Annotated in this window: 21 protein-coding genes; 15 read left to right on the top strand and 6 right to left on the bottom strand. The window is 62.2% G+C overall.

Translation table 11 applies throughout. The features are described 5' to 3' along the window. Positions 1 to 46 precede the first annotated feature (46 nt). Entirely contained in the window at positions 47 to 2,140 is a 2,094-nt protein-coding gene (locus LPW11_RS22045; RefSeq protein WP_230996021.1) for an HD-GYP domain-containing protein, read from the bottom strand. Between the two features lie 326 nt (positions 2,141 to 2,466). Here LPW11_RS22045 and LPW11_RS22040 point away from each other — a divergent pair, with 326 nt between their 5' ends. The 15 genes from LPW11_RS22040 (at position 2,467) to LPW11_RS21970 (ending at position 19,103) form a co-directional block, all read left to right on the top strand. Continuing rightward, positions 2,467 to 3,582, top strand: coding sequence for a SpoIID/LytB domain-containing protein (locus LPW11_RS22040; protein ID WP_230996020.1), 1,116 nt, complete (start codon positions 2,467 to 2,469; stop codon positions 3,580 to 3,582). Between the two features lie 68 nt (positions 3,583 to 3,650). After that, complete coding sequence (gene queA / locus LPW11_RS22035) at positions 3,651 to 4,667, top strand: tRNA preQ1(34) S-adenosylmethionine ribosyltransferase-isomerase QueA (RefSeq protein ID WP_230996019.1); 1,017 nt, start codon at positions 3,651 to 3,653, stop codon at positions 4,665 to 4,667. A 154-nt stretch (positions 4,668 to 4,821) separates the two neighbouring features. After that, positions 4,822 to 5,940, top strand: coding sequence for a tRNA guanosine(34) transglycosylase Tgt (tgt, locus tag LPW11_RS22030; protein WP_442899829.1), 1,119 nt, complete (start codon positions 4,822 to 4,824; stop codon positions 5,938 to 5,940). Between the two features lie 58 nt (positions 5,941 to 5,998). After that, on the top strand, positions 5,999 to 6,274 hold the full coding sequence (yajC, locus tag LPW11_RS22025; RefSeq protein ID WP_230996017.1) for a preprotein translocase subunit YajC: 276 nt from the start codon (positions 5,999 to 6,001) through the stop codon (positions 6,272 to 6,274). Between the two features lie 33 nt (positions 6,275 to 6,307). After that, complete coding sequence (gene secD, locus LPW11_RS22020) at positions 6,308 to 7,909, top strand: protein translocase subunit SecD (protein WP_230996016.1); 1,602 nt, start codon at positions 6,308 to 6,310, stop codon at positions 7,907 to 7,909. A gap of 13 nt (positions 7,910 to 7,922) precedes the next feature. Next, positions 7,923 to 8,834, top strand: coding sequence for a protein translocase subunit SecF (secF, locus tag LPW11_RS22015; RefSeq protein WP_230996015.1), 912 nt, complete (start codon positions 7,923 to 7,925; stop codon positions 8,832 to 8,834). Positions 8,835 to 8,849: 15 nt separating this feature from the next. Beyond that, on the top strand, positions 8,850 to 9,413 hold the full coding sequence (locus LPW11_RS22010) for a tetratricopeptide repeat protein (protein WP_230996014.1): 564 nt from the start codon (positions 8,850 to 8,852) through the stop codon (positions 9,411 to 9,413). Positions 9,414 to 9,617: 204 nt separating this feature from the next. Continuing rightward, a complete protein-coding gene (gene recJ, locus LPW11_RS22005; RefSeq protein ID WP_230996013.1) occupies positions 9,618 to 11,405 on the top strand; it encodes a single-stranded-DNA-specific exonuclease RecJ in 1,788 nt (595 codons plus the stop codon). Positions 11,406 to 11,454: 49 nt separating this feature from the next. Continuing rightward, a complete protein-coding gene (locus LPW11_RS22000; protein WP_230996012.1) occupies positions 11,455 to 12,312 on the top strand; it encodes a cytochrome C in 858 nt (285 codons plus the stop codon). Between the two features lie 228 nt (positions 12,313 to 12,540). Continuing rightward, positions 12,541 to 13,602 (top strand): cytochrome-c peroxidase, encoded by a 1,062-nt coding sequence (locus LPW11_RS21995; RefSeq protein ID WP_230996011.1) that lies wholly within the window; start codon positions 12,541 to 12,543, stop codon positions 13,600 to 13,602. Between the two features lie 291 nt (positions 13,603 to 13,893). Next, on the top strand, positions 13,894 to 14,478 hold the full coding sequence (locus LPW11_RS21990; protein ID WP_230996010.1) for a LemA family protein: 585 nt from the start codon (positions 13,894 to 13,896) through the stop codon (positions 14,476 to 14,478). A gap of 115 nt (positions 14,479 to 14,593) precedes the next feature. After that, positions 14,594 to 15,469 carry a TPM domain-containing protein gene (locus LPW11_RS21985; protein ID WP_230996009.1) on the top strand — a complete coding sequence of 292 codons (876 nt, stop codon included), beginning with the start codon at positions 14,594 to 14,596 and terminating at the stop codon, positions 15,467 to 15,469. A gap of 10 nt (positions 15,470 to 15,479) precedes the next feature. Further along, entirely contained in the window at positions 15,480 to 16,115 is a 636-nt protein-coding gene (locus LPW11_RS21980; RefSeq protein ID WP_230996008.1) for a TPM domain-containing protein, read from the top strand. Between the two features lie 455 nt (positions 16,116 to 16,570). Continuing rightward, positions 16,571 to 17,455, top strand: a complete 885-nt coding sequence (locus tag LPW11_RS21975) for a response regulator (protein WP_230996007.1) — start codon at positions 16,571 to 16,573, stop codon at positions 17,453 to 17,455. 235 nt (positions 17,456 to 17,690) lie between these two features. Continuing rightward, positions 17,691 to 19,103 (top strand): sigma-54-dependent transcriptional regulator, encoded by a 1,413-nt coding sequence (locus LPW11_RS21970; RefSeq protein WP_230996006.1) that lies wholly within the window; start codon positions 17,691 to 17,693, stop codon positions 19,101 to 19,103. A gap of 120 nt (positions 19,104 to 19,223) precedes the next feature. Here the strand turns inward: LPW11_RS21970 and LPW11_RS21965 are convergent, their stop codons facing one another. The 5 genes from LPW11_RS21965 to LPW11_RS21945 form a co-directional block, all read right to left on the bottom strand. Further along, a complete protein-coding gene (locus LPW11_RS21965) occupies positions 19,224 to 21,032 on the bottom strand; it encodes a GspE/PulE family protein (protein WP_230996005.1) in 1,809 nt (602 codons plus the stop codon). 184 nt (positions 21,033 to 21,216) lie between these two features. Then, positions 21,217 to 21,372: a hypothetical protein gene (locus tag LPW11_RS21960; protein ID WP_230996004.1), complete on the bottom strand. Its 156-nt coding sequence runs from the start codon at positions 21,370 to 21,372 to the stop codon at positions 21,217 to 21,219. 39 nt (positions 21,373 to 21,411) lie between these two features. Continuing rightward, positions 21,412 to 21,714 carry a MoaD/ThiS family protein gene (locus LPW11_RS21955; protein ID WP_230996003.1) on the bottom strand — a complete coding sequence of 101 codons (303 nt, stop codon included), beginning with the start codon at positions 21,712 to 21,714 and terminating at the stop codon, positions 21,412 to 21,414. A 67-nt stretch (positions 21,715 to 21,781) separates the two neighbouring features. Beyond that, positions 21,782 to 23,428, bottom strand: a complete 1,647-nt coding sequence (locus tag LPW11_RS21950) for a Ppx/GppA phosphatase family protein (RefSeq protein WP_230996002.1) — start codon at positions 23,426 to 23,428, stop codon at positions 21,782 to 21,784. Further along, a complete protein-coding gene (locus tag LPW11_RS21945) occupies positions 23,425 to 23,946 on the bottom strand; it encodes a hypothetical protein (protein WP_230996001.1) in 522 nt (173 codons plus the stop codon). The genes LPW11_RS21950 and LPW11_RS21945 overlap by 4 nt, the downstream gene beginning before the upstream one ends. Positions 23,947 to 23,990: the final 44 nt, after the last annotated feature.

The following is a 23,990-nucleotide window of genomic DNA, read 5'->3' as shown; positions in this document are numbered from 1 at the left end:
TCGGTGCTATAAACGCGCCGCTGGCGCGACGGTAGCGGACAAGCCTTTATAGCACGAATTGCCGGGGTGGGCAATCCCCGCCCCCGGAGAGTGCGTTGTCCGCGTACTGCTGCTTGTGGAAGAAGAGGGGGGTGCGCAGGAGCGTGATGAAGATGCGCACGAGCTCCGGGTCGAACTGGCTGCCGGAGTTGTCGAGGAGCTCCTCTATGGCGTCGTCGAGTTGCAGCGCCTTCCGGTACGGGCGATCCGAGGTCATGGCGTCGAAAGAATCGGCGATGGCGAGGATGCGTGACTCGAGGAGAAGCTCCGTCCCGGGGACGTTGCCCGGGTACCCCATTCCGTCGTAGCGCTCGTGGTGCTGCCCTATGCAGAGGCGGACGTCGTTCAAAAACTCGATCGGCTCGAGGATCTTCATGCCGATCGTCGGGTGTTGCTGCAGCTCCTCTATGTCGGCCGGGGTGAGGCGCGCCTCCTTGTGCAGGAGGGAGAGGTCGATCCCGATCTTTCCGATGTCGTGCAGGATGGCGGCGCGCTCGATAACCTTCAGCCGGGGCTGCGGGAGCTCCAGCTTTTTCGCCAGCGCGAGACTGTAGCGGGTGACGCGCTCGGAGTGGCCGGAGGTGTAGGAGTCGCTCGCCTCGATCGCAGATACAAGCGCCTGGATGGTGTTCAGGTAGGTCTTTTGCTGCTCGTCGTAGAGCTTCGCGTTCTTGATGGCGATGCTCGCCTGGGCGGCGATCGTGGTCAGGAGCTCCAGCTCCTCATAGCTGTAGGTGGAGCTGTTCATCTTGTTCACCACCGTGAGGGTGCCGATGAGCTCTTCCTTCACGATGAGGGGTGCACAGATGAGGGTCCGGCGCTCGAAGCCGAGGGCGCTCATGCGGTCGAACTCGGGGAACTCGTTCATGTCGGTGATGAGGAGCGGTTTCCGGTTCTCGATGACCCAGCCGGAGATGCTGGACGGGCGTAGCGGCCACCAGCTCCCCTCGGAGGTGAATTCCTTGTGCCCGATCATGGTGCACACCTTCAGGAGCCCGTGCTGCGGGTCCCACAGGTTTATGTAGCCGATCTGGGCGTGGAGCGTGTCCATCGTGGTCTGCACGACGAGCTGGAAGAGCTTCTCCACTTCCATGGTGGCGTTGATGGCAAGGCCGAGCCGGTAGAGGGTGGAGAGCTTCGCCACCGCCTTCTCGAGATTGGTGTTCTTGTCCTCCAGTTCCCCGGCGAGGTCGGCGATCTTGTAGTTCGCTTCCTCGATCTCCTCGATCCGCTCCTCGAGGGTGATGTTAAGATTCTCGATTTCCTTTATCTGCTCTTCCAGCCGGGCGTTCATGAGCTGGGTCTCGCGGTGGTAGGAGAGCTTCTCCTGCGCCTTGGTGAGTTCCCGCTCGTGGCTGATGCTCGACTCCATGAGCGCCTTCAGCTTTTCCACCATCCCGTTGAAACTCTCGGAAAGGGTGTGCATCTCGTTGGAGCTCGTGATCGCCGGCTTCTGGCTGAAGTCGCCGTTCTCCACCCGCCTCATGTGGCTGATCAGTTTCCTGATCGGGACGTCGACGTAAAAGACAAGGAAGATGCCGATAGTCGCCAGGATGAGGAAGACGAGGAGGAAGGTCGATACGATCGCCGTGTGACGCTCCCGCTCGATAAAGCCGTTCAGGTAGTCGAGGGAGAGCCCTATTTCGAGGACACCGAGGATCTCTTTCGAGGCGGGGTGACATTTGTGGCAGGCGGGCGCGTTGCTGATCCTGGCGTAGGAGTGGAACGCCTCTTTTCCAGCGATCATGCAGTAGCCGGTTCTCGGCGGGTCGTTCCGGTCCTCCGGTATCTGGCGGCCGACTTCCGAGGGGGTGGCGGAGGCGAGAACCTTCCCCGACTCGTCGAGGATACGCAGCGACTTCACGAACTCGCGCGTCTTGATCCTGCCGAAGATGCTCCGCACCTCATCCGTATGCCCGGAGAGCATGGAGCTCCCTATGCTGCTCTTTATCGTTTCGGTGAGGAGGACGGTGTTTCTGTTTGCTATCTCGTGGAGGAGCTCCTTTTGCTCTCTGAAGTTCACATAAGCAACGGAGGAAATGATGAAGACCAGCAGGCAGGCTACCAGAGTGAGGATCTTTATCTTCAGCGAGTTGAGCATAGTGTCTCGTAATTCATGCGCCATATGGCCAAGGGTCCCTGTGATATACCGTAATTTCACTGTTACTGCAAGCTCATAGAGGAGTGAGGCGTCAGGGCGCACCTCACTCAAATGGCCGAAAGCACGCGCTATCGGTGCCGACGGCGTGGGCTCCGCCACGGACGCCGCAGATCGGGGCGGTGGTCTAATGAGATTTGAAGCAATTGCCCTGCCAAAGGGGCATCGGAAGGCACATGCTTAGAGAGATAAAATTATTGACTTTGCAACGCCTTGTATGATTAATATCGTGGGATTTTTGGCGTCCTGTATCGGCGAGTAACCCCGCAATGAAAGCTCTTCGCAGCATTCTTATAATCCTTCTCATTCTCGTGGCGGGCCACAGTTCCGCGGCGTTGCGTCCGGAGACGATCCGGGTCGCGGTGGTGAAGGGGGTGGAGACGGTAACGCTCGACGGAAACGGCGTCCTCGTCACCGGTCCGAACGGCGAACCGCTCCGTCTCGATCCTCCCATCGAGCTGCGCCGCTCCCGCGACGGCGTCACGGTGAACGGCAGGCCCTTCTCCCGTATCGTCGCGACGGCGGCGGCTCTCGTGCGGGTCAACGGGAAGGGGTACCGCGGCATTGTGGAGATCGGCCCCGGCGAGCGCGGGCTTTTGGTGGTAAACGAGCTTCCTCTCGAGGAGTACCTCATCGGTCTCATCAACTGCGAGATTTCCTCGGCCTGGCCGATGGAGGCGATAAAGGCGCAGGCGGTGATCGCCCGCTCCTACGCGGTGTTCCAGAAGGCCGCCCGCAAGAACGCGCCGTACCAGCTCGAGTCGAGCGTCATGGACCAGGTGTACGACGGCGCGGACCAGGAAGACAGCCGGGCGGCGCGCGGGGTGCAGGAGACCGCCGGCGAGGTCCTGACCTTCAACGGGCGCACCATCCAGGCCTTCTACCACGCCAACTGCTCCGGCCACACGGAGGACTCCCGGGAGGTGTGGGGGCTCTCCCTTCCATATCTGCGCGGCGTCCCCTGCAAGTACTGCCAGGAAGCGAACCCGAGCCGGTGGGAGCAGACCATCCCCCTGAAAAAGGTGGAAGGGGCGCTGAAGTCGGCAGGGTACCCGGTGAGCGGGATCCGCGAGGTCCGGGTGGGGGGGCGCAACGAAAGCGGCCGCGTCCAGGATGTGCAGATCACCTGCAGCCGCGGCAAGGTGAGCGTCCCCGGCGTGGCCTTCAGGAAGGCGATCGGATACGGCGTGGTGAAGAGCACCAACTTTGACTTGCTTATCCTCGGCGACGACGTTATGGTGGCGGGCGCCGGGAGCGGGCACGGGGTGGGACTGTGCCAGTGGGGCTCCAAGCAGCGCGCGCTGGACGGATTCTCCTACCGGGAGATCCTCTCCTACTACTATCCCGGCGTGCAGTTCTCCGCCGCCTACAGCCGCCCGGAGTAAACCCGCAGCACTACTATCTACAGAGAGATCCGGCCCGGCGCCTTGCCGGAGCCGTTCGCAAGGCATAGATGTTTCTTTCCGATTTCGATTACGAGCTCCCCCCCGAGCTGATCGCCCAGCATCCCCCCGAGGTCCGCGGCGCCTCCCGCGTCATGACCCTGGGACGCCGGTGCGGGACGATCGGCGAGTCCGTCATTGGCGACCTTCCGGGGTGCTTCCGTCCCGGCGACCTCCTCGTGCTAAACGATACCCGCGTCATACCCGCGCGGCTCTTCGGGCAGAAGGAGAGCGGCGGCAAGGTGGAGATCTTTCTCGTGCGCCGGCTCCGCGCGCCGGGGGAGGTGTGGGAGTGCCTGATAAAGGCGTCCAAGGCGCCGCAGGGGGGGTGCCGCATCCTCCTTCCAGAGGGGATGGCCGCGGTCGTTCTCGCGAGGGAAGAGGGGCACTGGCAGGTCGAGTTTGACCCCTGCGAAGATTTCACCTCCTGGCTGGAGCGGGTCGGGAAGATGCCCCTCCCACCCTACATAAAGAGGGAGCCGGAAGGGGAGGACCGGGAGAGGTACCAGACGGTCTTTGCCAAAGAGAAGGGGGCGGTCGCGGCGCCGACTGCCGGGCTGCACTTTACCGAGGCGGTTCTCGCAGAGATCGCCGCCCGCGGCGTTCGGCTCGCTCCGCTCACGCTTCACGTGGGGCTCGGGACCTTCATGCCGGTCCGGGTGGAGGCGCTCTCCGAGCACAAGATGCACCGCGAGTCGTACCGCATACCGGAGGAAACGGCTGCCGCGGTGCGGGAGACGAAGGAAAGGGGGGGGCGGGTGATCGCGCTCGGAACGACCGCGCTGAGGGCTCTGGAGCACGCGGCGGTTTCCGGCGAGCTGCACGGTGAGGCGGACATCTTCATCCTCCCCGGATACCGCTTCCGCTCCGTCGACGCGCTTATCACCAATTTCCACCTCCCGAAGTCGACGCTCCTGATGCTCGTGTGCGCCTTCGCGGGGAAGGAGTCGCTACTGAACGCCTACCGCGAGGCGGTGGCGAGGAAGTTCCGCTTTTTCAGCTACGGGGATGCGATGTTCATCTCCTAGTGGGGGCGCCACGGGGGGCGGAAGTGGTGTAGACTCGGCCTCTTGTTCCGGTGCAATATAAATAGATGGCGGGTGCGATCCCCGCCACAGCTTCAAGACCGATAACGTTCAGCCGGGACCGCGAGGGACCGGGCAAGAGATAAGGAAGACCGCCATTACGTTCGAACTGATACAGAATGACCCCGGGTGCGACGCCCGGCTCGGCTCTTTGACAACCTCCCACGGCACCATCGAGACCCCGATCTTCATGCCGGTGGGAACCCAGGCAACCGTGAAGGCGATGACCCCGGAAGAGCTGAAGGAAGTCGGCTCCCAGATCATCCTCGCCAACACCTACCACCTCTACCTGCGCCCCGGCCACGAGCTCGTCGGGCGCCTCGGCGGGCTGCACGGATTCATGAACTGGGACCGCCCGATCCTCACCGACAGCGGCGGCTTCCAGGTCTTCAGCCTCGGTGAACTGCGCAAGATCTCCGAGGAGGGGGTGCGCTTCCGCTCCCACATCGACGGCTCCAGCCACTTCATCTCCCCCGAATCCTCCATCGCCATCCAGAGGTCGCTCGGTTCCGACATCATCATGTGCTTCGACGAGTGCCCGCCGTACCCCGCCGACTACTCCTACGTGAAGCGCTCCATGGAACTCACCACCCGCTGGGCGAGGCGCTGCAAGGACGCCCCCCGCGACGAGCACCAGGCGCTCTTCGGGATCGTGCAGGGTGGGATGCACCCGGAACTGCGCCGCGAGAGCGCCCTTTCCCTCATGGAGATCGGATTCGACGGCTACGCCCTCGGCGGCCTCTCGGTGGGGGAGGAAAAGGGGACGATGCACAGCATGCTGCAGGCGTGCAAGGATTTCCTCCCCACCGACTCCCCGCGCTACGTCATGGGGATAGGCGCGCCGGAGGACCTCATCGAGGCGGTCTATGCCGGGTACGACATGTTCGACTGCGTCATGCCGACGAGAAACGCCAGAAACGGCGCCCTCTTCACCTCGGCCGGCCGGATAAACATAAAGGCGGGCGCCTATGCGGAGGACAACACGCCGCTCGATCCGGAGTGCGACTGCTACGTCTGCCGCAACTACAGCAGGGCCTATCTCAGGCACCTGTACCGCAGCAAGGAGATCCTCGCCTCGCGGCTCAACACCTGGCACAACCTGCACTACTACCTGAACCTCATGAATGGGGCCCGCAAGGCGATCGGTGAGGGGCGCTTCTCCAGCTTCAGGAAGGAATTCTACGCAAAGATGGGGGCGACCCCGCCGCAGTACTAGGAAGAAGTTCCACTTTCCGCAGTGTTAGACGATAAACCATCAGGAGGTACGTAAATCAATGTCAGGACTCCCGCAACAGATGCAACAGATTCTCCCCCTCATCTTCATGTTTGCCATCTTCTACTTCCTCCTCATCCGTCCCCAGCAGAAGAAGGCGAAGGAGCACAGGGCCCTCCTCGACTCCCTGAAGAGGGGTGACCAGGTGGTGACCGCGGGGGGGATGCACGGCAAGGTCAGCGCCCTCGACGATCAGGTCGTGACCCTCGAGGTGGCTCCCGGCGTCAACGTGAAGATCAACAAGCCGTTCATAGCCTCGATCGTCAAGAAGGACTAGTACACTCTGCAATTTCCGTGAAAGGAGTTTTCAATGAACAAGGGTTACACCTGGCGCATCACCCTGATAGTCCTTTTTATCATCGCCTCGCTTGTGTACATGGTGCCCACGCTGGTCTCGCCGCTTCCTTCCTGGTGGAGCGGGCTTTTGCCGAAGGACAAGATCCACCTCGGCCTCGACCTGCAGGGTGGTACCCACCTGGTGATGGAGGTGGAAACGGACAAGGCGGTGGAGGGGAGTCTCGACCTCATCGCAACCGATCTGGAAGACTCGCTGAACTCCCAGAATCTGCGCTTTAAAAGGATCGCCAGGGTAGGGGGGGACAAGGTGCAGGTCACGCTGTACGACCGCGCCACCGCCGACGCAGCACAGAAGCTGGTGAAGAAGAAATATCCCGATATCGACATCCTCCCCCCCCTCGACGAGGCCGGCTTCGTGAGCCTGCAGCTCAGGGTGAACGAGAAGGAGGCGCAGGTCAGGAAGGATCGCGCCGTCGCCCAGGCGCTGGAGACGATCCGCAACAGGATTGACCAGTTCGGCGTCTCCGAGCCGGTGATCCAGCGCGAAGGGATCAACCACATCGTGGTGCAGCTCCCGGGGATCAAGGATCCGAAGCGCGCCATCGAGCTGATCGGCAAGACCGCCCGCCTCGAGTTCAAGCTCGTGGACGAGAACGTGAATGCCGCCACCGCCACCCCCGGCTCCGTGCCGGAGGATGACGAGCTCCTCACCGAGAAGCGCACCGACCCGCAGACCGGTGCCGTCACCGAGACGCCGCTCGTGGTGAAGAAGAAGGCGATGATCACCGGCGATCTCCTCACCGACGCCCAGGTGAGGATCGACTCCCAGTACAACCAGCCGTACGTCGCCATCGAGTTCAACTCCACCGGCGCGCGCCTCTTCGACCAGGTCACCGCGGCTAACACCGGGAAGCGTTTCGCCATCGTCCTTGACAACAACATCTACTCCGCTCCGGTGATCCGGGAGAGGATCTCCGGCGGCAGCGCCCAGATCTCCGGCTCCTTCACCGAGAAGGAAGCTGCCGACCTGGCGATCGTGCTCCGCGCCGGTTCGCTGCCGGCTCCTGTGAAGATCATGCAGAACGTCACCGTCGGTCCTTCCCTCGGTGCCGACTCGATCCACAAGGGTCTTACCGCCGGTCTTATCGGCGTGGCGCTCGTCTTCATCTTCATGGCCGTCTACTACAAGGTGTGCGGCCTGGTGGCGAACTTCGGGATGGTGCTGAACATCGTCTATCTCATGGGTGCCCTCGCTGCCCTCGGCGCGACCCTCACCCTCCCCGGTATCGCCGCTATCGTTCTTCTCGTCGGTATGTCCGTCGACTCGAACGTACTCATCTTCGAACGAATAAGGGAGGAGATGCGTCTCGGGAAGACCCCGAAAGCGGCGCTCGATGCCGGCTACGACAAGGCGTTCCTCACCATCATGGACTCCCACGTGACCACCCTCATCACCGCCGCCGTCCTCTTCCAGTTCGGCACCGGTCCGGTGAAGGGGTTCGCGGTTTCCCTGAGCCTCGGTGTCATCATCAACCTGTTCACCTCGCTTCTGGCAACGAAGGTGCTCTTTGACATGTTCCTTGACCGCGTCCACGTGAAGCGGCTCAGCATATAAGGGGGGAGGATAAATGGAACTCTTAGGCAAAACCAACATAGATTTCATGGGCATGAAGAAGATCTCCTTCGTCGTCTCGGGGATCGTCGCCCTCATCGGGATCATCGCGCTCGTCCAGATCGGCCGCGGCGCCGCCAACATGGGTATCGACTTTTCCGGCGGCACCTCGCTGCAGCTGAAGTTCAACGCCCCCATCACCACCGAGCAGGCCCGCACCGCTCTCGACAAGAACGGTGTGAAGGAAGTCGACCTGCAGGAGATCAAGGACGGCAACAAGCTCCTCATCAAGCTCAGAAAGAGCAGCACCGCCACCGGGCAGGCGGCTTCCGAGCACGTGCAGGAGATCCTGCGCAAGGAGCTCCCGGCCAACCCCTTCGCTGTGGAGAGCGCCACCGACATCGGCCCCTCCATCGGTGACAAGCTGAGAAAGGACACCCTCGTTGCCGTAGCAATCTCCCTTCTGGGGATCGTGCTCTACATCGCGTGGCGCTTCGACTTCAAGTTCGGTGTCGCGGCGGTCGTGGCGACGACCCACGACGTCCTCGCGATGTTCGCTGCCTTCTACCTGTTGCACAAGGAAATCAACCTGCTCTTTATCACCGCAGTGCTGACGATCGCAGGCTACTCCCTCACCGACACGGTCGTCGTCTTTGACCGCATCAGGGAAAACATGCACAAGAGCCTGAAGGAGCCGATGGCCCCCATCTTCAACCGCTCCATCAACGAGGTGCTTTCCCGCAGTATCGTGACCTCCCTCACGGTGCTTCTCGCATCCCTGTCGTTGCTTCTCTTCGGTGGTGAAGTCATTCACGACTTCTCCTTCGCGCTGGTGGTGGGGGTCGTCGTCGGTGCCTACTCCTCCATCTTCGTGGCGAGCCCGATTGTAGCGCTGTGGGAGAAGTCCCCGGTCGAGACGAAAGGTTAAAAGGAGGTTTAGCAGGTGAACAAGGAGAATGTTCTCACCGTAGCTGTCGCCATCATCGTCGGTCTCCTCGGGGGGTACCTGATCTACGGCGTCAGCTCGCACAAGGAACCGGTCGTCAGCTCTTCCGTGCCGACCGGTACCGGCTCTCCCACTGAATACCAGCAGCGCATTGCGGAAGCGGAGAAGATCGTCGCCCGGGAGCCTGGAAACGTCCAGGTGTGGAACCAGCTCGCCAACGACTACTTCGACACGGACCAGCCGCAGAAGGCGGTGCAGGCGTACACGAAGGTGCTGGAACTCGACCCGAAGAACACGAACGCCCTGACGGACCAGGGGATCATGTACCGCAAGATGGGGTGGTACGACAAGGCGATCGCCAATTTCGAGCGGGCCCAGCAGATAGACCCGAACCACCTGCAGAGCCTGTACAACCTGGGCGTGGTGTACATGGTCGACCTGAAAAAGACCGAGGAAGCGCGAGCTGTCTGGACGAAGTATCTGCAGTTCGACTCCACGAGTCCGACGGCGCAGCAGATAAAGGCCGACCTGGGGACGCTTCCCCCACCGGCAGGAAAATAAGGAAGGAAAAAGCCCGCGGCTCCCGCGGGTTTTTTTCTGCCCTGGATCCGGCTGTACTGTAGGCCGGGATAAGCCGGAGGCGTTCCCGGCGGCTCCGGCTGCCGGAAACGCTGCGCTTATTCCGGCCTACATGCTGCCGAAGAGGTAGCAGTAGTTCCCGCATTTCATGTGGTGAAGATTTCGCAAGTCCTTTCAGGAGGGTAGATGCAACCGATTACCGAACGAAGCTGGCGTGTCAGGGGGGGGGACGAGGGGTGCGCCGAGAGACTGGCGCCTTCAGGGATCCCGCCCCTGCTGGCGCGCCTCCTCTCCAATCGCGGTATCACCGATCCATCCGAAGCGAACGGTTTTCTCAATCCCACGCTCTCGTCCCTGCACGATCCCCTCCTGCTTTCCGGCATGGAGGCGGCTGTTGTGCGCCTCGCGGACGCCCTCGCCGGCGGGGAGAAGGTCTGTGTGCACGGCGACTACGACGTCGACGGGGTTACCTCCGTTGCCGTCCTCCTCTCATTTTTCCGCGCCGTCGGCCTCGACGCCTTCCCCTATATCCCGAAACGCCTGAGCGAAGGGTACGGTCTTTCGCACCAGGGTGTGGAGGCTGCCCGTAGCGCGGGGGCGACCGTCCTTGTGACCGCCGACTGCGGCATCACCTCCGTGGCGGAGGCAAGACTGTGCCGCGAGGCGGGGATCGACCTCATCATCACGGACCACCACTCTCCCGGGGAGGATCTCCCCGATTCCTTCGCCACCGTGAACCCGCTCCTTCCGGGGTGCGCCTTCCCCTTCAAGTCCCTTGCAGGTGTCGGCGTCGCCTTCAACCTGGTGATGGCCCTGCGCGCCCTCCTGCGCAGGCGCGGCGTGTTCGCGAACCGCCCGGAGCCGGATATCAGGGGGTATCTCGATCTGGTGGCGCTTGGCACCGTCGCCGACGTCGTTCCCCTCGTGGGGGAAAACCGGGTGCTGGTGAGCTACGGGCTGAAAGAGCTCTCCGCTTCCAGGCGCGTCGGTGTCCAGGCATTGAAGGAGGTTGCCGGGGTAACGGGAGAGGTAAGCTGCGGCTCGGTCGGCTTCCGCCTCGCCCCCCGCATTAACGCGGCGGGTCGCCTGGAGGATGCGGCGCTCGGCCTGGAACTTCTCCTTTGTGAGGATCCTGAGAGGGCGCGGGCGATCGCCAAGGACCTGGACGACAGCAATGCCGAGCGCCAGGCGATAGAGCGTGCGACGATCGAGGAGGCGCGCGCCATGCTCTCCGCCGGAGCCTGCCGCGGCCGAAAGAGCATCGTTCTCGCCTCCAGCGACTGGCACCCGGGAGTTATCGGGATCGTTGCCTCCCGCATGGTGGAGATCTTTCACCGCCCCGCGATACTCTTCGCGCTGGAGGACGGCACCGGCAGGGGGTCGGGGCGAAGCATCTCCCGCTTCCACCTCCTCGATGCCATACGCAGTTGCGCCGACCACCTTTTGCGCTTCGGCGGACACAGTCACGCAGCCGGGCTCTCCATCGCCGAGGAGGAACTGGACCGCTTCGCCCTCAGCTTCGACGAGGCCGCCGCCCGGGTGCTTGACGAGGAGGCTCTCACCCCCCAGACGCTCTACGATGCGGAGCTCTCCGCCGCCGCCATCGACGAGGACCTTCCCGGGCTTCTGGCGAGAATGAAGCCGTTCGGGATGGGAAATCCGGAGCCTCTCTTTCTCCTGCGCGAGGCACGCGTGGTCGACCGCCGCCCGATCCGCGGGGGGCACCTGAAGCTCACCCTCTCCTCCGGCGGGCGCCGCTTCGACGCGGTCGGTTTCGGGCTGGCGGAGAAGGGGGAGGTGGTGGGGGAGGTCGTCGATCTTCTCTTTTCGCCGGGGATTAACGTGTGGAACGGGAAGAGTTCTCTCCAGCTTGTCCTCAAGGATGTGCGGCCGGCAGGGAGCGGGAAGGAAGCATTCCCCAATCTGCCACAACCAGCCGCAGAAAGCCTCTTGACAGAAGCTTCGCTTAGGTAGTATTAGACTTCGTTGCAGTAGACACTATGTATTTTTTTCAGGAGGGGTAATGACAGGAAAAGGTTTCAGTAAAATTGCGCGCTCGTGCGTGCTCGCAGTCGCGCTTATCTGTGCGGCAGGGAGTGCGTTCGCCGGGCGCATCGCCACCGTGGACATCCCGGCCAAGCCGGAACTCTACGCGACCACCCCGGCTCCGCTGAGCGCCGCACAGTGCGCACAGTGCCACACCGGCGTCTTCGGAGACCTGAAGGCAAGTGGCGGCAAACACCAGTTCGAGTGCCAGGGGTGCCACAAGGTCCTGCACGCGTACAACCCCAAGAAGGCGAACTACGACGCCATCATGCCGAAGTGCTCCTCCTGCCATACCGACATCCATGGAGCTGCCAACAAGGATTGCGCGAGCTGCCACACCAACCCGCACGCACCGTGCAAAGTGGGGATGACCAGCCGCCTCACCAGCGCATGCGCAAGCTGCCACGCAAACCCGAAGGCGGACCTGGTGAAGTTCCCGAGCAAGCACACCGCTCTTGCCTGTGAGTTCTGCCACAAGTCCCACGGCTACAAGCCGGCGTGCTCCGAGTGCCACAAAGGGCACTACAAGGGGCAGGATTTTGCGACCTGCGTGAAGTGCCACTCCGTGCACAAGCCGAAGCAGGTTACCTACGGCACCGCCGAGCCGGCGGCAAGCTGCGGCGCCTGCCACGGCAAGGTGTTCAACAAGTGGAAGGGGAGCGCCAGCCGCCACGCGAAGGTGAACTGCGCACAGTGCCACCACACGAAGCACAAGTACATCCCGCAGTGCCAGGAGTGCCACCCGACTCCGCATCCGAAGACCATTCTGGACAGGTTCCCGAAATGCCTCGGCTGCCACCTCGACGTGCACGATCCGCCGAACATGAAGAAGTAAGACGCACCGAAAGGGGCGGGCCGAAAGGTCCGCCCTTTTTTATGGACGGTATCTGTATCACCGGCAGATTGACGTAGGGACAGCCGCCGGCCGCACGTCCCTCCCCTTTCAAGGGGGAGGTCGGGAGGGGGATGGGGTTGGTGCTTGCTCCACCCCGATTGAATAATCCGTTATCAAAGCTACTATTCCGGATGTGCCTCATACTCTACCGGTGCAGGAGGAATAGCTATGATCAGTGGAAAAGGGTTGTCACTCCGTACGGCATTGTATCTTTCATTGGCAGGCCTCGTTTTCGCTTCGGCTGCGTCGGGAAACGATGACGTCCTGAAGAAGGCCCGGGCGGCGTTCAAGCAGATGCCGGCGAAAGCTCCGGCGCTCAAGGGGAACGAGAGCACTCCGGCGCGGCTGGAACTGGGGAAGAAGCTCTTTTTCGACCCCCGTCTCTCCGCTTCGCAGCTCCTGAGCTGCAACACCTGCCATAACGTGGGCCTTGGCGGGGTCGACCTCCAGGAGACCTCCATCGGGCACCATTGGCAGAAAGGGCCGCGCAATGCACCGACCGTCTTCAACTCGGTGTATAACGCTGCGCAGTTCTGGGATGGGCGGGCGGAGGACCTGAAGGCGCAGGCGAAAGGTCCGGTTCAGGCCGCTGTGGAGATGAACAACAAACCGGAGCAGGTGGTGGCGATGCTGAAGAGCATCCCCGGGTATCGGAAGCTCTTTCGCGAGGCATTTCCGAGAGAGAAGGATGCGGTCACCTTTGACAACATGGCGCGCGCCATAGAGGTCTTTGAGGCGACGCTCGTGACACCGGACTCCCCCTTTGACAAGTACCTCGCTGGAAAGCCGAAGTCGTTGAGCGCGAAGGAGGAAGAAGGGCTTTCCCTCTTCATGGCCAAGGGGTGTGCCGCCTGCCACGGCGGGATCAATGCCGGCGGAAGCGGGTATTATCCTTTCGGTGTGGTACGTGCCCCTTCCACCGAGATCAGACCATCCGCCGACACGGGGCGCTTCAAGGTCACGAGCACTGCCTCGGACAACTACGTCTTCCGCTCTCCGGCCCTCAGGAATATCGCCCTCACCGCACCATATTTCCACTCCGGGAAGGTATGGCGTCTTGAGGAGGCGGTGGCGGTAATGGGCTCGACCCAGTTGGGGATCCAGCTGGACGACCCGCAGACGGTCGCCATTTCCGCGTTTCTGCGTGCACTGACAGGAAAGCAGCCGGTAATAGAGTATCCCGTCCTGCCGCCGAGCTCTGACGCCACGCCGCACCCGGTCGTACAGTGAGGCGCTAAGGCAATGCAGGAGATTCAGGATTCCTGGACGTACTCGTTCCCAAGCTCCGGCTTGGGAACGCACTTGTTCCGGAGGCTCCGCCTCCCACGGCCGTTCTTTGCGCTGACGCGGATGCAAAGCTGGAGCTTTGCAGGCAAGTACGTTCCCAAGGTGGACCTTGGGAACGAGGCGAACGAGGCGGGACTTTGTAATCAAAAAGTACCTTTTTTTTGCGGTGACCGCTGACATTGCGCGGCGCGATGCTTATCATTAGAGACAGAAGGACCAAAGAGGAGGTTTGCAATGAAGAAATGGGTAGTACGTCTGCTCGCGCTGATGGTTCTGACCACCCTTGCCGGCTGCGGATACAACACCATGCAGGCGAAGGAAGAGGCTGTCTTTGCTGCCTGGGGGGACGTGGAGGCTGCATACCAGCGCAGGGCGGATCTCGTGCCGAACCTGGTCGAGGTGGTGAAGGGGTACGCAAAGCATGAGGCTGAAACGCTGAAGGCCGTGACGGAGGCGCGTTCCCGCGTCGGGTCGGTGCAGGCAGGGAAGGACACCATAAACGATCCGCAGGCGCTGCAGAAGTTCCAGCAGGCGCAGAGCCAGCTCTCCGGCGCCCTTTCGAGGCTGATGGTGGTGGTGGAGCGCTACCCCGACCTGAAGGCGAACCAGAATTTCATGGATCTGCAGAACCAGCTCGAGGGGACGGAAAACCGCATCAATGTGGCTCGGGTGCGCTACAACCAGTCGGTGCAGGATTTCAACACCACGATCCGCACCTTCCCGAACTCCATGACGAACTCTCTGCTGCTGCACCTGCAGCGCAAGGAGCCGTTCCGCGCCGAAGAGGGTGCCCGGACGGCGCCGAAGATCAAGTTCTAGGGGAAGGAAGGGGACAGTGGAAGGGGGACAGGCACTCTACAAAAAGTGCCTGTCCCCTTCTATGGTCCGCTCCTCCCCGAGACTCCCTCCCGTCGGGGGGGGGCGCAGAGGTACGATGAAGAAGATCCTTCTTTTACTGCTTTGCCTTTTCTTTTCCTCGGGGGCGTTCGCCGCTGAGGTCCCCCCCCTGCGTGCGCACGTCAACGACTATGCGTCCCTCCTCTCTCCCCAGGCTGCGCAGCAGCTCGAGGATGAGCTCGCCTCTTTCGAGCAGAGCGACTCCACCCAGATCGCGGTCCTCACCATCCCTTCCCTGGAGGGGGAAGATATTGAAGGGTACTCCATAAAGGTCGTGGAAAAGTGGCAGCTAGGCCAAAAGGGGAAGGATAACGGCGCACTCCTCCTGGTGGTGAAGAACGACCGGAAGATGAGGATCGAGGCGGGGCGCGGGCTGGAGGGGAAGCTCACGGACCTTGTGTCGGGGCGCATCATAAGGAACGAGATGAGGCCCGCCTTCCAGCGCGGCGACTTCGACGGCGGCGTCGTGGCGGGGGCCCACGCCATAATGGCTACGGTGCGGGGGGAATACGGCGCGGAACAGCGTGACATACGCCACGGCAAGAGAGGAGCCAATCCCATCTTTACCTTCCTCGTCTTTGTGGCCGTCGCCGCCGTCTTCCTCGGCGCGATGTCACGATTGCTGGGGGGGGTTGCCGGGGCCGTAGGGTTGCCTGTGGCCGTGTCCCTCTCCTTCGGGGCACTACCGGTGCTCGCTCTCGCCTTTCTGGGTGTGGCCGGCTTTGTGCTCGGTCTCATCCTCTCCTTCCTCTTCTCCGGCGGGGGGCGTGGCGGCTTCGGCGGCGGGTTTGGTGGGCCCTTCTTTGGCGGCGGCTTCGGAGGCGGCGGTTTTGGCGGCGGCGGTTTCGGGGGCGGGGGATTCTCCGGAGGCGGGGGAACCTTTGGCGGGGGCGGCGCCTCCGGTGACTGGTGAGGGAGTAGCGATGGCAGGAAGAGGCAGGCTCTTTTTTAGTGACGTCCAGAAAGACTCCATCCGCGAGGCCGTGGCGGCGGCAGAGAAGCTCACCTCGGGGGAGATCGCCATTATGCTGGTGGAGGAGAGCGATCTTTACCGCGAGGCGGAGATCACAGGGGCCGTGCTGGTGTCGGGGGTGCTCGCGGCGGCAATCGCCGTGCCGACGCACCACGTCACCATCTGGAGCTACATCCCGATGATGTGCCTACTCTTTTTTCCCCTGCGTTACCTCTTCAGGCGTTTCCCCAGGCTGAAGCTCCCCTTTGCCGGTCCCCGCAGGCAGGCTGAAGCCGTGCGGCAAAGGGCGGTGGCGGCCTTCCACGAGAAAGGGTTGCACCGCACGGCGGAGGAGACCGGCATCCTTATCTTTATTTCGCTCCTGGAGCACAAGGTTTGGATTCTGGGGGATCGGGGCATAAACGCGAAGATTGCACCTGAATCGTGGCAGGTGTTGGCGAATCAGCTTGCGGCGGGGGTGCGTGAGGGGCGGGCGACGGAGGCCCTCTGCGAGGTCATCAAGAGCTGCGGGAATGAATTGGCCCAGCACTTTCCGCGCCGGGCCGGCGATAGAAACGAGCTTTCGGACGAGTTGATCATTTCCTGAAGTCCTTCCTCTCACACGGCATGACTAACCAGCGGGCGCATCATGTCGTGCTCTGGCAGTGCCAAATCTATTCTGAAAATGCGCCAGATCCGGAGTCACCGCCGTCCACTTTTTCAGCCGCGGCGTATCCCCCATTGTCGAGCGCCATCTGGACCGGCGGGGTTAGAGGTCGTTGGGGGAAGGGGAGGAAGGCGCCTTCGATATCCGATGTGAATGATGCGGGGTCTCCGCCGCGATCTTTGGCGGCGACAGTAAAGGGTTTGGCGTGATGTGCCGATATGGCAGGAAGAGTTGGAAGATGAGGTGCGGTCGTTGCGGCTGTTGAATGGCTGCGCCCCCTGCAGAAGGGTAACTTCAGGCGCAGTGAGGGATTTCTCTCGAAAAACCGCTTGACAATTTTGTGCCACAGCCTCAATTATTGAACGTTTTGCACCGCCACACGCAGGAGATAGAGCATGAGCGCCGACATCAAGACCATATCGCCAAATCCTCAGCAGGGACCGCACAAGCGTCTGGGGGAGATCTTTGTCGAGCGCGGGCTTCTCACCGACATCTCCGTGGCGCGCCTTGTGCAGCATGCCAAGAGCAAGGAGATGCGTCTCGGCGAACTTCTGGAGGTACTCGGCCTGGTGACGCCGGAAGAACTGGCGGAGGCGCTTACCATCCAGTACCGCTGCAAAAAGATCATGGATTTCGCAAAGTACGCCTTCCCCCAGTCCATGCTGCGCACCATTCCGCTCGACATGGCCGTGAAAAACACCATCTTTCCCCTGAAGCTCGAGGAGGGGAAACTGGCACTCGCCGTGGCCGATCCCACCAACCAGGATCTCTTCGCCCGCATCGGGCAGGAGAAGCAGGTGAAGATCATCCTCTTCGTTTCCACCCGCAGCGAGATAAACCGGGCCATTGCACGGCACTACCTCGGCCACGCCATCGAGGAGCCGAACGGCAAGACGATATTGGTGGTTGAGGACGACAAGCTGGTTCGGGAGTCGGTGGAGAAGATCCTGAAGCGGCAGGGGTACGTGGTGGAAACGGCCGTCGACGGCATGGATGCCTTCAGCAAGATCTTCACCCTGAAGCCGAAGCTCGTGATCACCGACAAGGTGATGCCGAAGCTCAGCGGGTACGAGTTTCTCTACGCCCTGCGCAACATCCCTGAGTTCCGCTACATGCCGGTGATCCTCATGACTGCGGCGGCAACCCCCGACGAGGAGAAAGAGGCGCTGGAAAAGGGGTTCTTCGACTTCATCCTGAAACCGGTGAAGGATATCGGGCTCCTCACCCGGGTGCAGCGCGCCTTCCAAAGTAGCGAGCAGCTCTACGTCATGGGCGGTTAGCGCTGCCCGCGGCGCCCGTGACCGCTGTACCTCACCTCCCACCCCGCTTCGTCCCCCCTCGGACCGCCTCTTCTCGCATATTCATCTGAAGTGCGCCTTTCCGGAAAAATGGAGTTGCAATCGGAGTGTCTGCCTTATACACTTTCGCTCGCGCGACGGCTCTGCACGCCGCGCTGTAATTATTGTTCTCAGGGGGGGCGGGACTCGCACGGGGTGCCGCGAAGGAGCAGGTCAGGTGAAAGAGCTAAGCGAAATAACGAAGCCGGTTCTTCTCGTAGACGACGAGGCCCACATTCTCACCACATCGAAGCTTTTCCTGCAGGGAAGCGGCATCACCGATACCGTGACCATAAATGACAGCAGGCAGGTCATGCCGTACCTCGAGCAAAACCGCGCCTCGGTCATCGTGCTCGACCTGCAGATGCCGCACGTCTCCGGCTTCGAGCTCCTGCCGAACATCGTGCGGAGCTATCCGGAGACGCCGGTGATCCTCATGACCGCCAACGACGAGATCGAGTCGGTGGTGGAGTGCATGAAGTGCGGGGCCTTCGATTACCTGGTGAAACCGGTGGAGTCGCGCCGACTGATCGCCAGCGTGAAGAAGGCGCTGGAGCTTGCCGATCTCTCCAGCGAGCTCTCCGGGCTGAAGGAGCGTCTCCTGAGCGACACGCTGCTGCATCCTGATGCTTTCGCCACCATCGTGACGGGAAACAAGAAGATGAGGGCCCTTTTCCAGTATGCGGAGGTCGTGGCTGCGACGAGGCAGCCGATCATGATCACGGGGGAGACGGGGGTCGGGAAGGAACTGGTGGCTCGTGCGGTACACCAGGTAAGCGGCTGCAAGGGGGCCTTCGTCGCGCTGAATGTCGCCGGGCTCGACGACAACATGTTTTCCGACACCCTCTTCGGGCACAAAAAAGGCGCCTACACCGGGGCGGATCAGGCCCGCGATGGGTTGATCGCCTGTGCCGCCGGCGGAACTCTTTTCCTCGACGAGATAGGTGACCTGAACGAGTCGTCCCAGATAAAACTTCTGCGACTCCTGCAGGAGCAGGAGTACTACCCGGTCGGCTCCGACATGGTGCGAAAGAGCGACGCACGCATCATCCTTGCCACCAACTGCGACCTCAAAAAGCTCATCGCCTCCGGGAAGTTCCGAAACGACCTCTACTACCGGCTCTGCGCGCACCAGATCCAGATCCCGCCGCTCAGGGAGCGCCTCGACGACCTGCCGATCCTGCTGGAGCACTTTCTCGCCGAGGCTGCGAAGAGCCTCAACAAGAAGAAGCCGACCCCGCCGCCGGAGCTGTCGGTCCTCCTGTCGGTGTACCCCTTCCCCGGAAACGTGAGGGAACTGGAGGCGCTCGTCTTCGACGCGGTGGTGCGCCACACCTCCGGGATACTCTCCATGGAGAGCTTCCGCGCCGTCATCGGCGACGACAGGCCGGTCCTCCCTGCGGCTGCCGCACCGGCATCGGGGGAGGAGCCGCTCACCGCGCTCTTTGGCCACTTCCCCACCATCGAGGAAGTGGAGACGTACATGATAAAAGAGGCGATGAAGCTCGCGAAGGGGAATCAAGGTATCGCGGGAAAACTCCTCGGGATGGGGCGCCAGACCCTCAACAAGCGCCTGAAGGGGATCTCCTGAGAAAGGTGAAATAGCGCCGGTTATCGGATCATGACGGTGGCAGCGGCTCCGCTGCCACCGGCGACACGGTTGCACCGTGAAGCGCCGTCCGCGAATTTCTTCCGGCACTCTCTTCGTACGCTACTCAATGCACACCTTGAGAACCTGGTTCACGTCGGTAAGTCCCTGCAGGACCTTTTCGATGCCGTCCATCTTCAGGGTGCGCATGCCTTCCCCCAGTGCCACGGCACGCAGCGCATCCAGTTTCGGTTTCCCCTTGATCTCTTCCTTCAACGCAGGGCTCGCCTCCAGCATCTCGTGCAGCGCAATGCGGCCGCGGTAGCCGCTGCCGGAGCACTTTTCACACCCCTTCTTCCTCATCAGCGTCACTTCTTCGTGCGACTGCGGCAGTCCATGTTCCTGCGCCATACCCGCTCCATAGTGCTGCAACAGCTCGAAGTATTCCTCGCGCGAGGGGTGGTACTCCTCCCTGCAGCTTTCGCACAGCTTGCGGGCGAGGCGCTGGGCCAGGATCCCCCGCAGCGCGTCGGCGAAGTAGAAGGGTTCCATCCCCATCTCGATGAGACGCATGACCGTCTCCAGCGCACTGTTTGTGTGCAGCGTGCTGAAGACGAGGTGGCCGCTCAGCGAGGCGGCGATGGCGGTCTTTGCCGTGTCGGGGTCGCGGATCTCGCCGATCATGATCACATCCGGGTCCGCTCGCAGGAAGGACTTCAGCGCCTCAGCGAAGGTGAAGCCGATCTTCGGGTTCACCTGAACCTGCCTCAGCCCTTCCTGTACGATCTCCACCGGGTCTTCCGCGGTCCAGATCTTGCGCCCCGGGGAGTTGATGTGGGCGAGGGCTGAGTGAAGGGTGGTCGTTTTCCCCGAGCCGGTCGGGCCGACACAGAGGATGATCCCGTACGGCCTCGTGAGCATCTTTGTGAAGGTGTCGAGGTTGCGTCCGGAAAAGGCCATGTTCTCCAGAGGGAGCGGCTTCGACGTGCTCAGCACCCTCAGCACCGCGTCTTCCTGTCTCCCGACGGTGGGGGTGATCTCCAGCCGGTACTCCAGAGCAGCATGCGCCGTCTGCAGCACGATCTTCCCGCTCTGCGGCTTGCGCCGCTCCGCGATGTCCAGGTTGGCGATGATCTTGAGCCTCGAGATAATGGCCCCCTTGTACATGTGCGGGATCTGGTGCGCCTGGAAGCATTCGCCATCGACCCGGTAGCGCAGCATGAGCGGCGCGTGTCTCGGTCCCGGCTCGAAATGGATGTCGGAGGCGCCGAGCTCGTGGGCGCCGATGAGGATGCGGTTTACTAGCCGGATGACCTTGCTGTCCGGCTCCACGAAGTTCGTCTCCACCGGCTCCTCGACGACCGTGATCTGCTCCTCGCGCAGCTCGCTGATCAGGGCGTCCACGATGTCGTCCGACTGGTTGTAGTGCTTTTTGATGGCAGCGCAGATGTGCGATGCGCGCGCGGCGACGAGTTCCACCGTACGGTTGGCACTGAAGCAGAGACGGTCGAGAATCGTGCCGTCGGAAGGTTGCGAGGTGGCGACGACGAGTTTCCTTCCTGAAAAGTCGAACGGGAAAACCTGGAGCTGGTTCACCGTTTCCTTGGTGAGCAGTTTCAGCGCGTCGGGGTGGGGGGTGATCTTTTCCAGGTCGACGAAGGTCATGCGGAACTTGATGGAGAGGGCGGTAAGGAGCTGCTCCTCCGAGATGAGGCCGCGCTCCACCAGGAGCTCGCCGATCTTTCTCGATCCACCCTTACCTTGCAGCTCGACCGTCTTTTCGACTTCCTCCCGCGAGACGAAGCGCGCGGCGACGAGGATGTCGCCGAGGCGCGGATCCTTCTTTATCTCCTGTCGCGCCGCTTCCACGAAGTGCCGGAGGTTTGTCGCCTCGGAAAGATGCTCCACCTGCTGAAGGTTCGGCTGATCCATCGCAGCTCCCGTCCCATATCGTACTATCTCGATACGTTAATGGCAGCTAATTATATCAGGGCGTTGGCGGATTGGTTGACGAAGGGGTGATTATTCGCTCGGGAGAGAGGTGTGGACGGGAAATGAGCTGATGCAGAAAGAGGGGCGCTGCCGCCCCTCTGGAATTCGTGTCTGTCGCACTGCCCTACAGTTTTTCCGGTTTGCAGAGGTAGTCGTCCTTCCTGGCGGCCCGGCCGCATTTGAGGCAGACGTACTCCGGCTTCGAGACGATCTTTTTCAGCTTCTCCAGCTTATCCTTCAGGTCGTCCTTGTCCCATGAACACAGCGGCTTTTTAGCCATCGTCGCCACCCCTTTACTCGAGCTGCCGCTGGCGCGGCTTTACTGCTCCTGTTTTCCGGCGCTGTAGATGCCGAGGGTATACCGGTGCGGGCCGGGGACCCCGGTGGGGACAAAGGCGACCTGGTCCCCGGGAAGTACGACCTTGTCCAGGTTGAAAACGAGGTTGTTCACGAAGACCCCTTCGATCTTGTCCAGGGGGAGGTCGAGGTCGTGGGCGATCTGTTCGGCGGTGCGCCCCTCGGGGGGAAGGGTGATGTCGGCATTCACGGGGAGCCCCCGGTCCTTCCTGATGGTGTGGAGGCAGCCGAACATTTTCACCGTGTTCGTCGGTTCCTGGGTCATACCTATTCTCCTTTCACTGTTGGAATAACGCTGAATCCGCGGCGGCCGGTGCGAAATCGCACGCCGCCTACGGTTGAAAACCGTTTCCCTGAATCCCTTCCCGGGGTGGCTCCTCCAACTCGAGCTTCACCTTGAAGGCGCTCTCGAAGAGGTCCCCTTTCCCCCTGGCCCCGAAGAGCTCCACGGAGAGATCGTCCTCGCCGATGAGCTTCACCTGCAGGGTGTCCTTGCCGAGCAGGCACTCGAGGTCCTGCACTGCGCTCGTGCGGCGCCGGTCCAGCCCGTCGGCGAGGCGCAGTATCCCGCCGAGCCGTGAGACGAGCAGGCGGTCGGGCGCAGGGAGGCGGGTATACTCCTCGTGCTTTTTCTTCGGCGCCGACTTCCTGTGGTACCTTGCCACGTTTGCGATGAGCTCGCGCTCGCGCGGGGTGAATCCGAAGAGCTGCGCATGCCGGATCAGGTGGTACGAGTGCTTGTGGTGCGCCGAGTAGCTGATGAAGTACCCGACGTCGTGCAGGATCGCCGCCGCCTCCAGGAGCCGCCGCTCCCTTTCCTTGAGCCTGAACCTCTTCGCCACCGCGCCGAAGAGCTGCAGTGCGAGCTTTGCGGTGTGCAGCGAGTGGGTCTCCTCGAAATGGCACGATCTGGCGAAGGCGAGGGCGGAATCGCGCCAGGTGCGGATCTTCCTGTCTTCCGGCAGAAGCTTTTGCCGGTGCAGTCCCTTGAGGATCAGCCCCTCCCGGATGCCGTGCTCGTTCACCTTCAGGAGGTTCACCTGGAAGTAGTCCATGAGCTCGTCGACGACCGCCACACCGGCGACGATGATGTCGGCGCGCTCCGGGTTCAGCCCCGGCAGGGCACGCCGCTCCTTCGCGCTCTTGCGGTGCAGCATCGCCAGGAGGTGGACCACTTCAGAGCGGAGGAGCTCGTAGCCGTGGATCGAATCGAAGCGCTCGCGGCGGGAGGCGGTGACCATGGCGGCGAGCGAAGTGATGGTCCCCCCGGAGCCGACAAGGCAGTGCAGCGGCCCGTACCCCCGGTCGTAGTGCGCCTTCAGCGTCTTTCGCACGTACTTCCTGAGCTTCGCCAGATCGGCAGGGGAGACCGGATCGCTTTTTATGAAACGCTCCGTCAGGAAGACCGCCCCGAGCTCGAGGGAAAGGACCTCCTCGGTGTGGCTGCCGAGCGCGGTGATGAGCTCGAGGCTGCCGCCGCCGATGTCCACGATCAGGTGGCGCACCCCCTCCAGGTCGAAGTTGTGGAAGGCGCTTGCCGCGGCGAGTGCGGCCTCCTCCTCGCCGCTGATGATGTCGACCTGGAGCCCTACCTCTGCCGCAATGGCGTCTATCAGCGCCCCTCCGTTTGCAGCCTTGCGTACGGCGCTCGTGGCGACCGCCTCTATGGCGTCGACACCGTAGCCGTCGATGATCTTCTTCTGGCGCGAAAGTGCCTCCAGGGCGCGCTGCCAGGCGGCCGGCGCGATGCTGCCGCTCTCGTTCAGCCCTTCGCCGAGCCTTACCAGCGCCCTCTCGTCGTCGAGGATCCGGTACGTTCCCTCCGGTGCCACCTGGACGACGATGCTCCGTATGGAGTTCGTGCCGATGTCGATCGCTGCGATGCGCCGGGTCTTTCCCTTCTTTCCTTCCACTTCCGGTGGTACCTCACGGCGATCGCTGCCGGCTCCCCCCGAAAGATCTTCCCCCGTCCCTTTCATCGCGCGAGCTCCGCCAGAAGGCGTCTGCTCTTCTTGAGCCCCTTGCCGAATTTCTTAAGCTTCACCTGATCGAGGGTCTCCATCCTGTGCTGTACCTTCTCGAGCCCTTTCCGGGATCTCTTCCTGTGCTTGCCGGTGTCGGCGATGCGGTCGAGGGAGTCGCAGATGCAGACCACAGTCTCGCTGAGACGTCTCCCCCTCTTGCCGCCGATCTTCCCGGCGAAGCGCTGCCGCGCGTCCTTTGCCACGGACTGAAGGAGGCCTTTCACCGCGTCGATCTTTTCGGAAAGCCCATCTTCGTCGTGCTTCGCGCCCTCCTCCGGGGGATGCGCAGAGAGGAGCGCCGCCTGCTGCACTATCCCCGCCACCAGATGCTGGTTGATCCCCGAAATACCCCCGACACCGCCCTCACCGGCTTCGGCAATCCGCTGGAAGCTGTCCAGTCCTGCATTCCGCAGGCGTTTCGCGAGAACAGCGCCGATCCCCCGCAGCTGTTGCAGCTCATCGATCTTTTTCATCTCTCTTCCCTTGCCACCGCCGTGTGTGGGCCCGGCATCGATTG

Source organism: Geomonas sp. RF6 (assembly GCF_021044625.1).
In the GTDB taxonomy this organism is placed as follows: Bacteria; Desulfobacterota; Desulfuromonadia; order Geobacterales; family Geobacteraceae; genus RF6.
Note: the sequence above shows the minus strand (reverse complement) of the source record. Positions and strands in the feature narration are given on the sequence as shown.

Excerpts from the sequence above, each read along its gene's own strand:
- LPW11_RS21980 (WP_230996008.1), top strand. The coding sequence starts at position 15,480 with ATGGCAGGAAGAGGCAGGCTCTTTTTTAGTGACGTCCAGAAAGACTCC.
- LPW11_RS21950 (WP_230996002.1), bottom strand. The coding sequence starts at position 23,428 with ATGAAAGGGACGGGGGAAGATCTTTCGGGGGGAGCCGGCAGCGATCGC.
- LPW11_RS22040 (WP_230996020.1), top strand. The coding sequence starts at position 2,467 with ATGAAAGCTCTTCGCAGCATTCTTATAATCCTTCTCATTCTCGTGGCG.
- LPW11_RS21945 (WP_230996001.1), bottom strand. The coding sequence starts at position 23,946 with ATGAAAAAGATCGATGAGCTGCAACAGCTGCGGGGGATCGGCGCTGTT.
- secD (WP_230996016.1), top strand. The coding sequence starts at position 6,308 with ATGAACAAGGGTTACACCTGGCGCATCACCCTGATAGTCCTTTTTATC.
- yajC (WP_230996017.1), top strand. The coding sequence starts at position 5,999 with ATGTCAGGACTCCCGCAACAGATGCAACAGATTCTCCCCCTCATCTTC.
- LPW11_RS22045 (WP_230996021.1), bottom strand. The coding sequence starts at position 2,140 with ATGCTCAACTCGCTGAAGATAAAGATCCTCACTCTGGTAGCCTGCCTG.
- LPW11_RS21990 (WP_230996010.1), top strand. The coding sequence starts at position 13,894 with ATGAAGAAATGGGTAGTACGTCTGCTCGCGCTGATGGTTCTGACCACC.
- LPW11_RS22000 (WP_230996012.1), top strand. The coding sequence starts at position 11,455 with ATGACAGGAAAAGGTTTCAGTAAAATTGCGCGCTCGTGCGTGCTCGCA.
- LPW11_RS21960 (WP_230996004.1), bottom strand. The coding sequence starts at position 21,372 with ATGGCTAAAAAGCCGCTGTGTTCATGGGACAAGGACGACCTGAAGGAT.
- LPW11_RS21985 (WP_230996009.1), top strand. The coding sequence starts at position 14,594 with ATGAAGAAGATCCTTCTTTTACTGCTTTGCCTTTTCTTTTCCTCGGGG.
- secF (WP_230996015.1), top strand. The coding sequence starts at position 7,923 with ATGGAACTCTTAGGCAAAACCAACATAGATTTCATGGGCATGAAGAAG.
- LPW11_RS21975 (WP_230996007.1), top strand. The coding sequence starts at position 16,571 with ATGAGCGCCGACATCAAGACCATATCGCCAAATCCTCAGCAGGGACCG.
- recJ (WP_230996013.1), top strand. The coding sequence starts at position 9,618 with ATGCAACCGATTACCGAACGAAGCTGGCGTGTCAGGGGGGGGGACGAG.
- LPW11_RS21995 (WP_230996011.1), top strand. The coding sequence starts at position 12,541 with ATGATCAGTGGAAAAGGGTTGTCACTCCGTACGGCATTGTATCTTTCA.
- LPW11_RS21955 (WP_230996003.1), bottom strand. The coding sequence starts at position 21,714 with ATGACCCAGGAACCGACGAACACGGTGAAAATGTTCGGCTGCCTCCAC.
- LPW11_RS21965 (WP_230996005.1), bottom strand. The coding sequence starts at position 21,032 with ATGGATCAGCCGAACCTTCAGCAGGTGGAGCATCTTTCCGAGGCGACA.
- queA (WP_230996019.1), top strand. The coding sequence starts at position 3,651 with ATGTTTCTTTCCGATTTCGATTACGAGCTCCCCCCCGAGCTGATCGCC.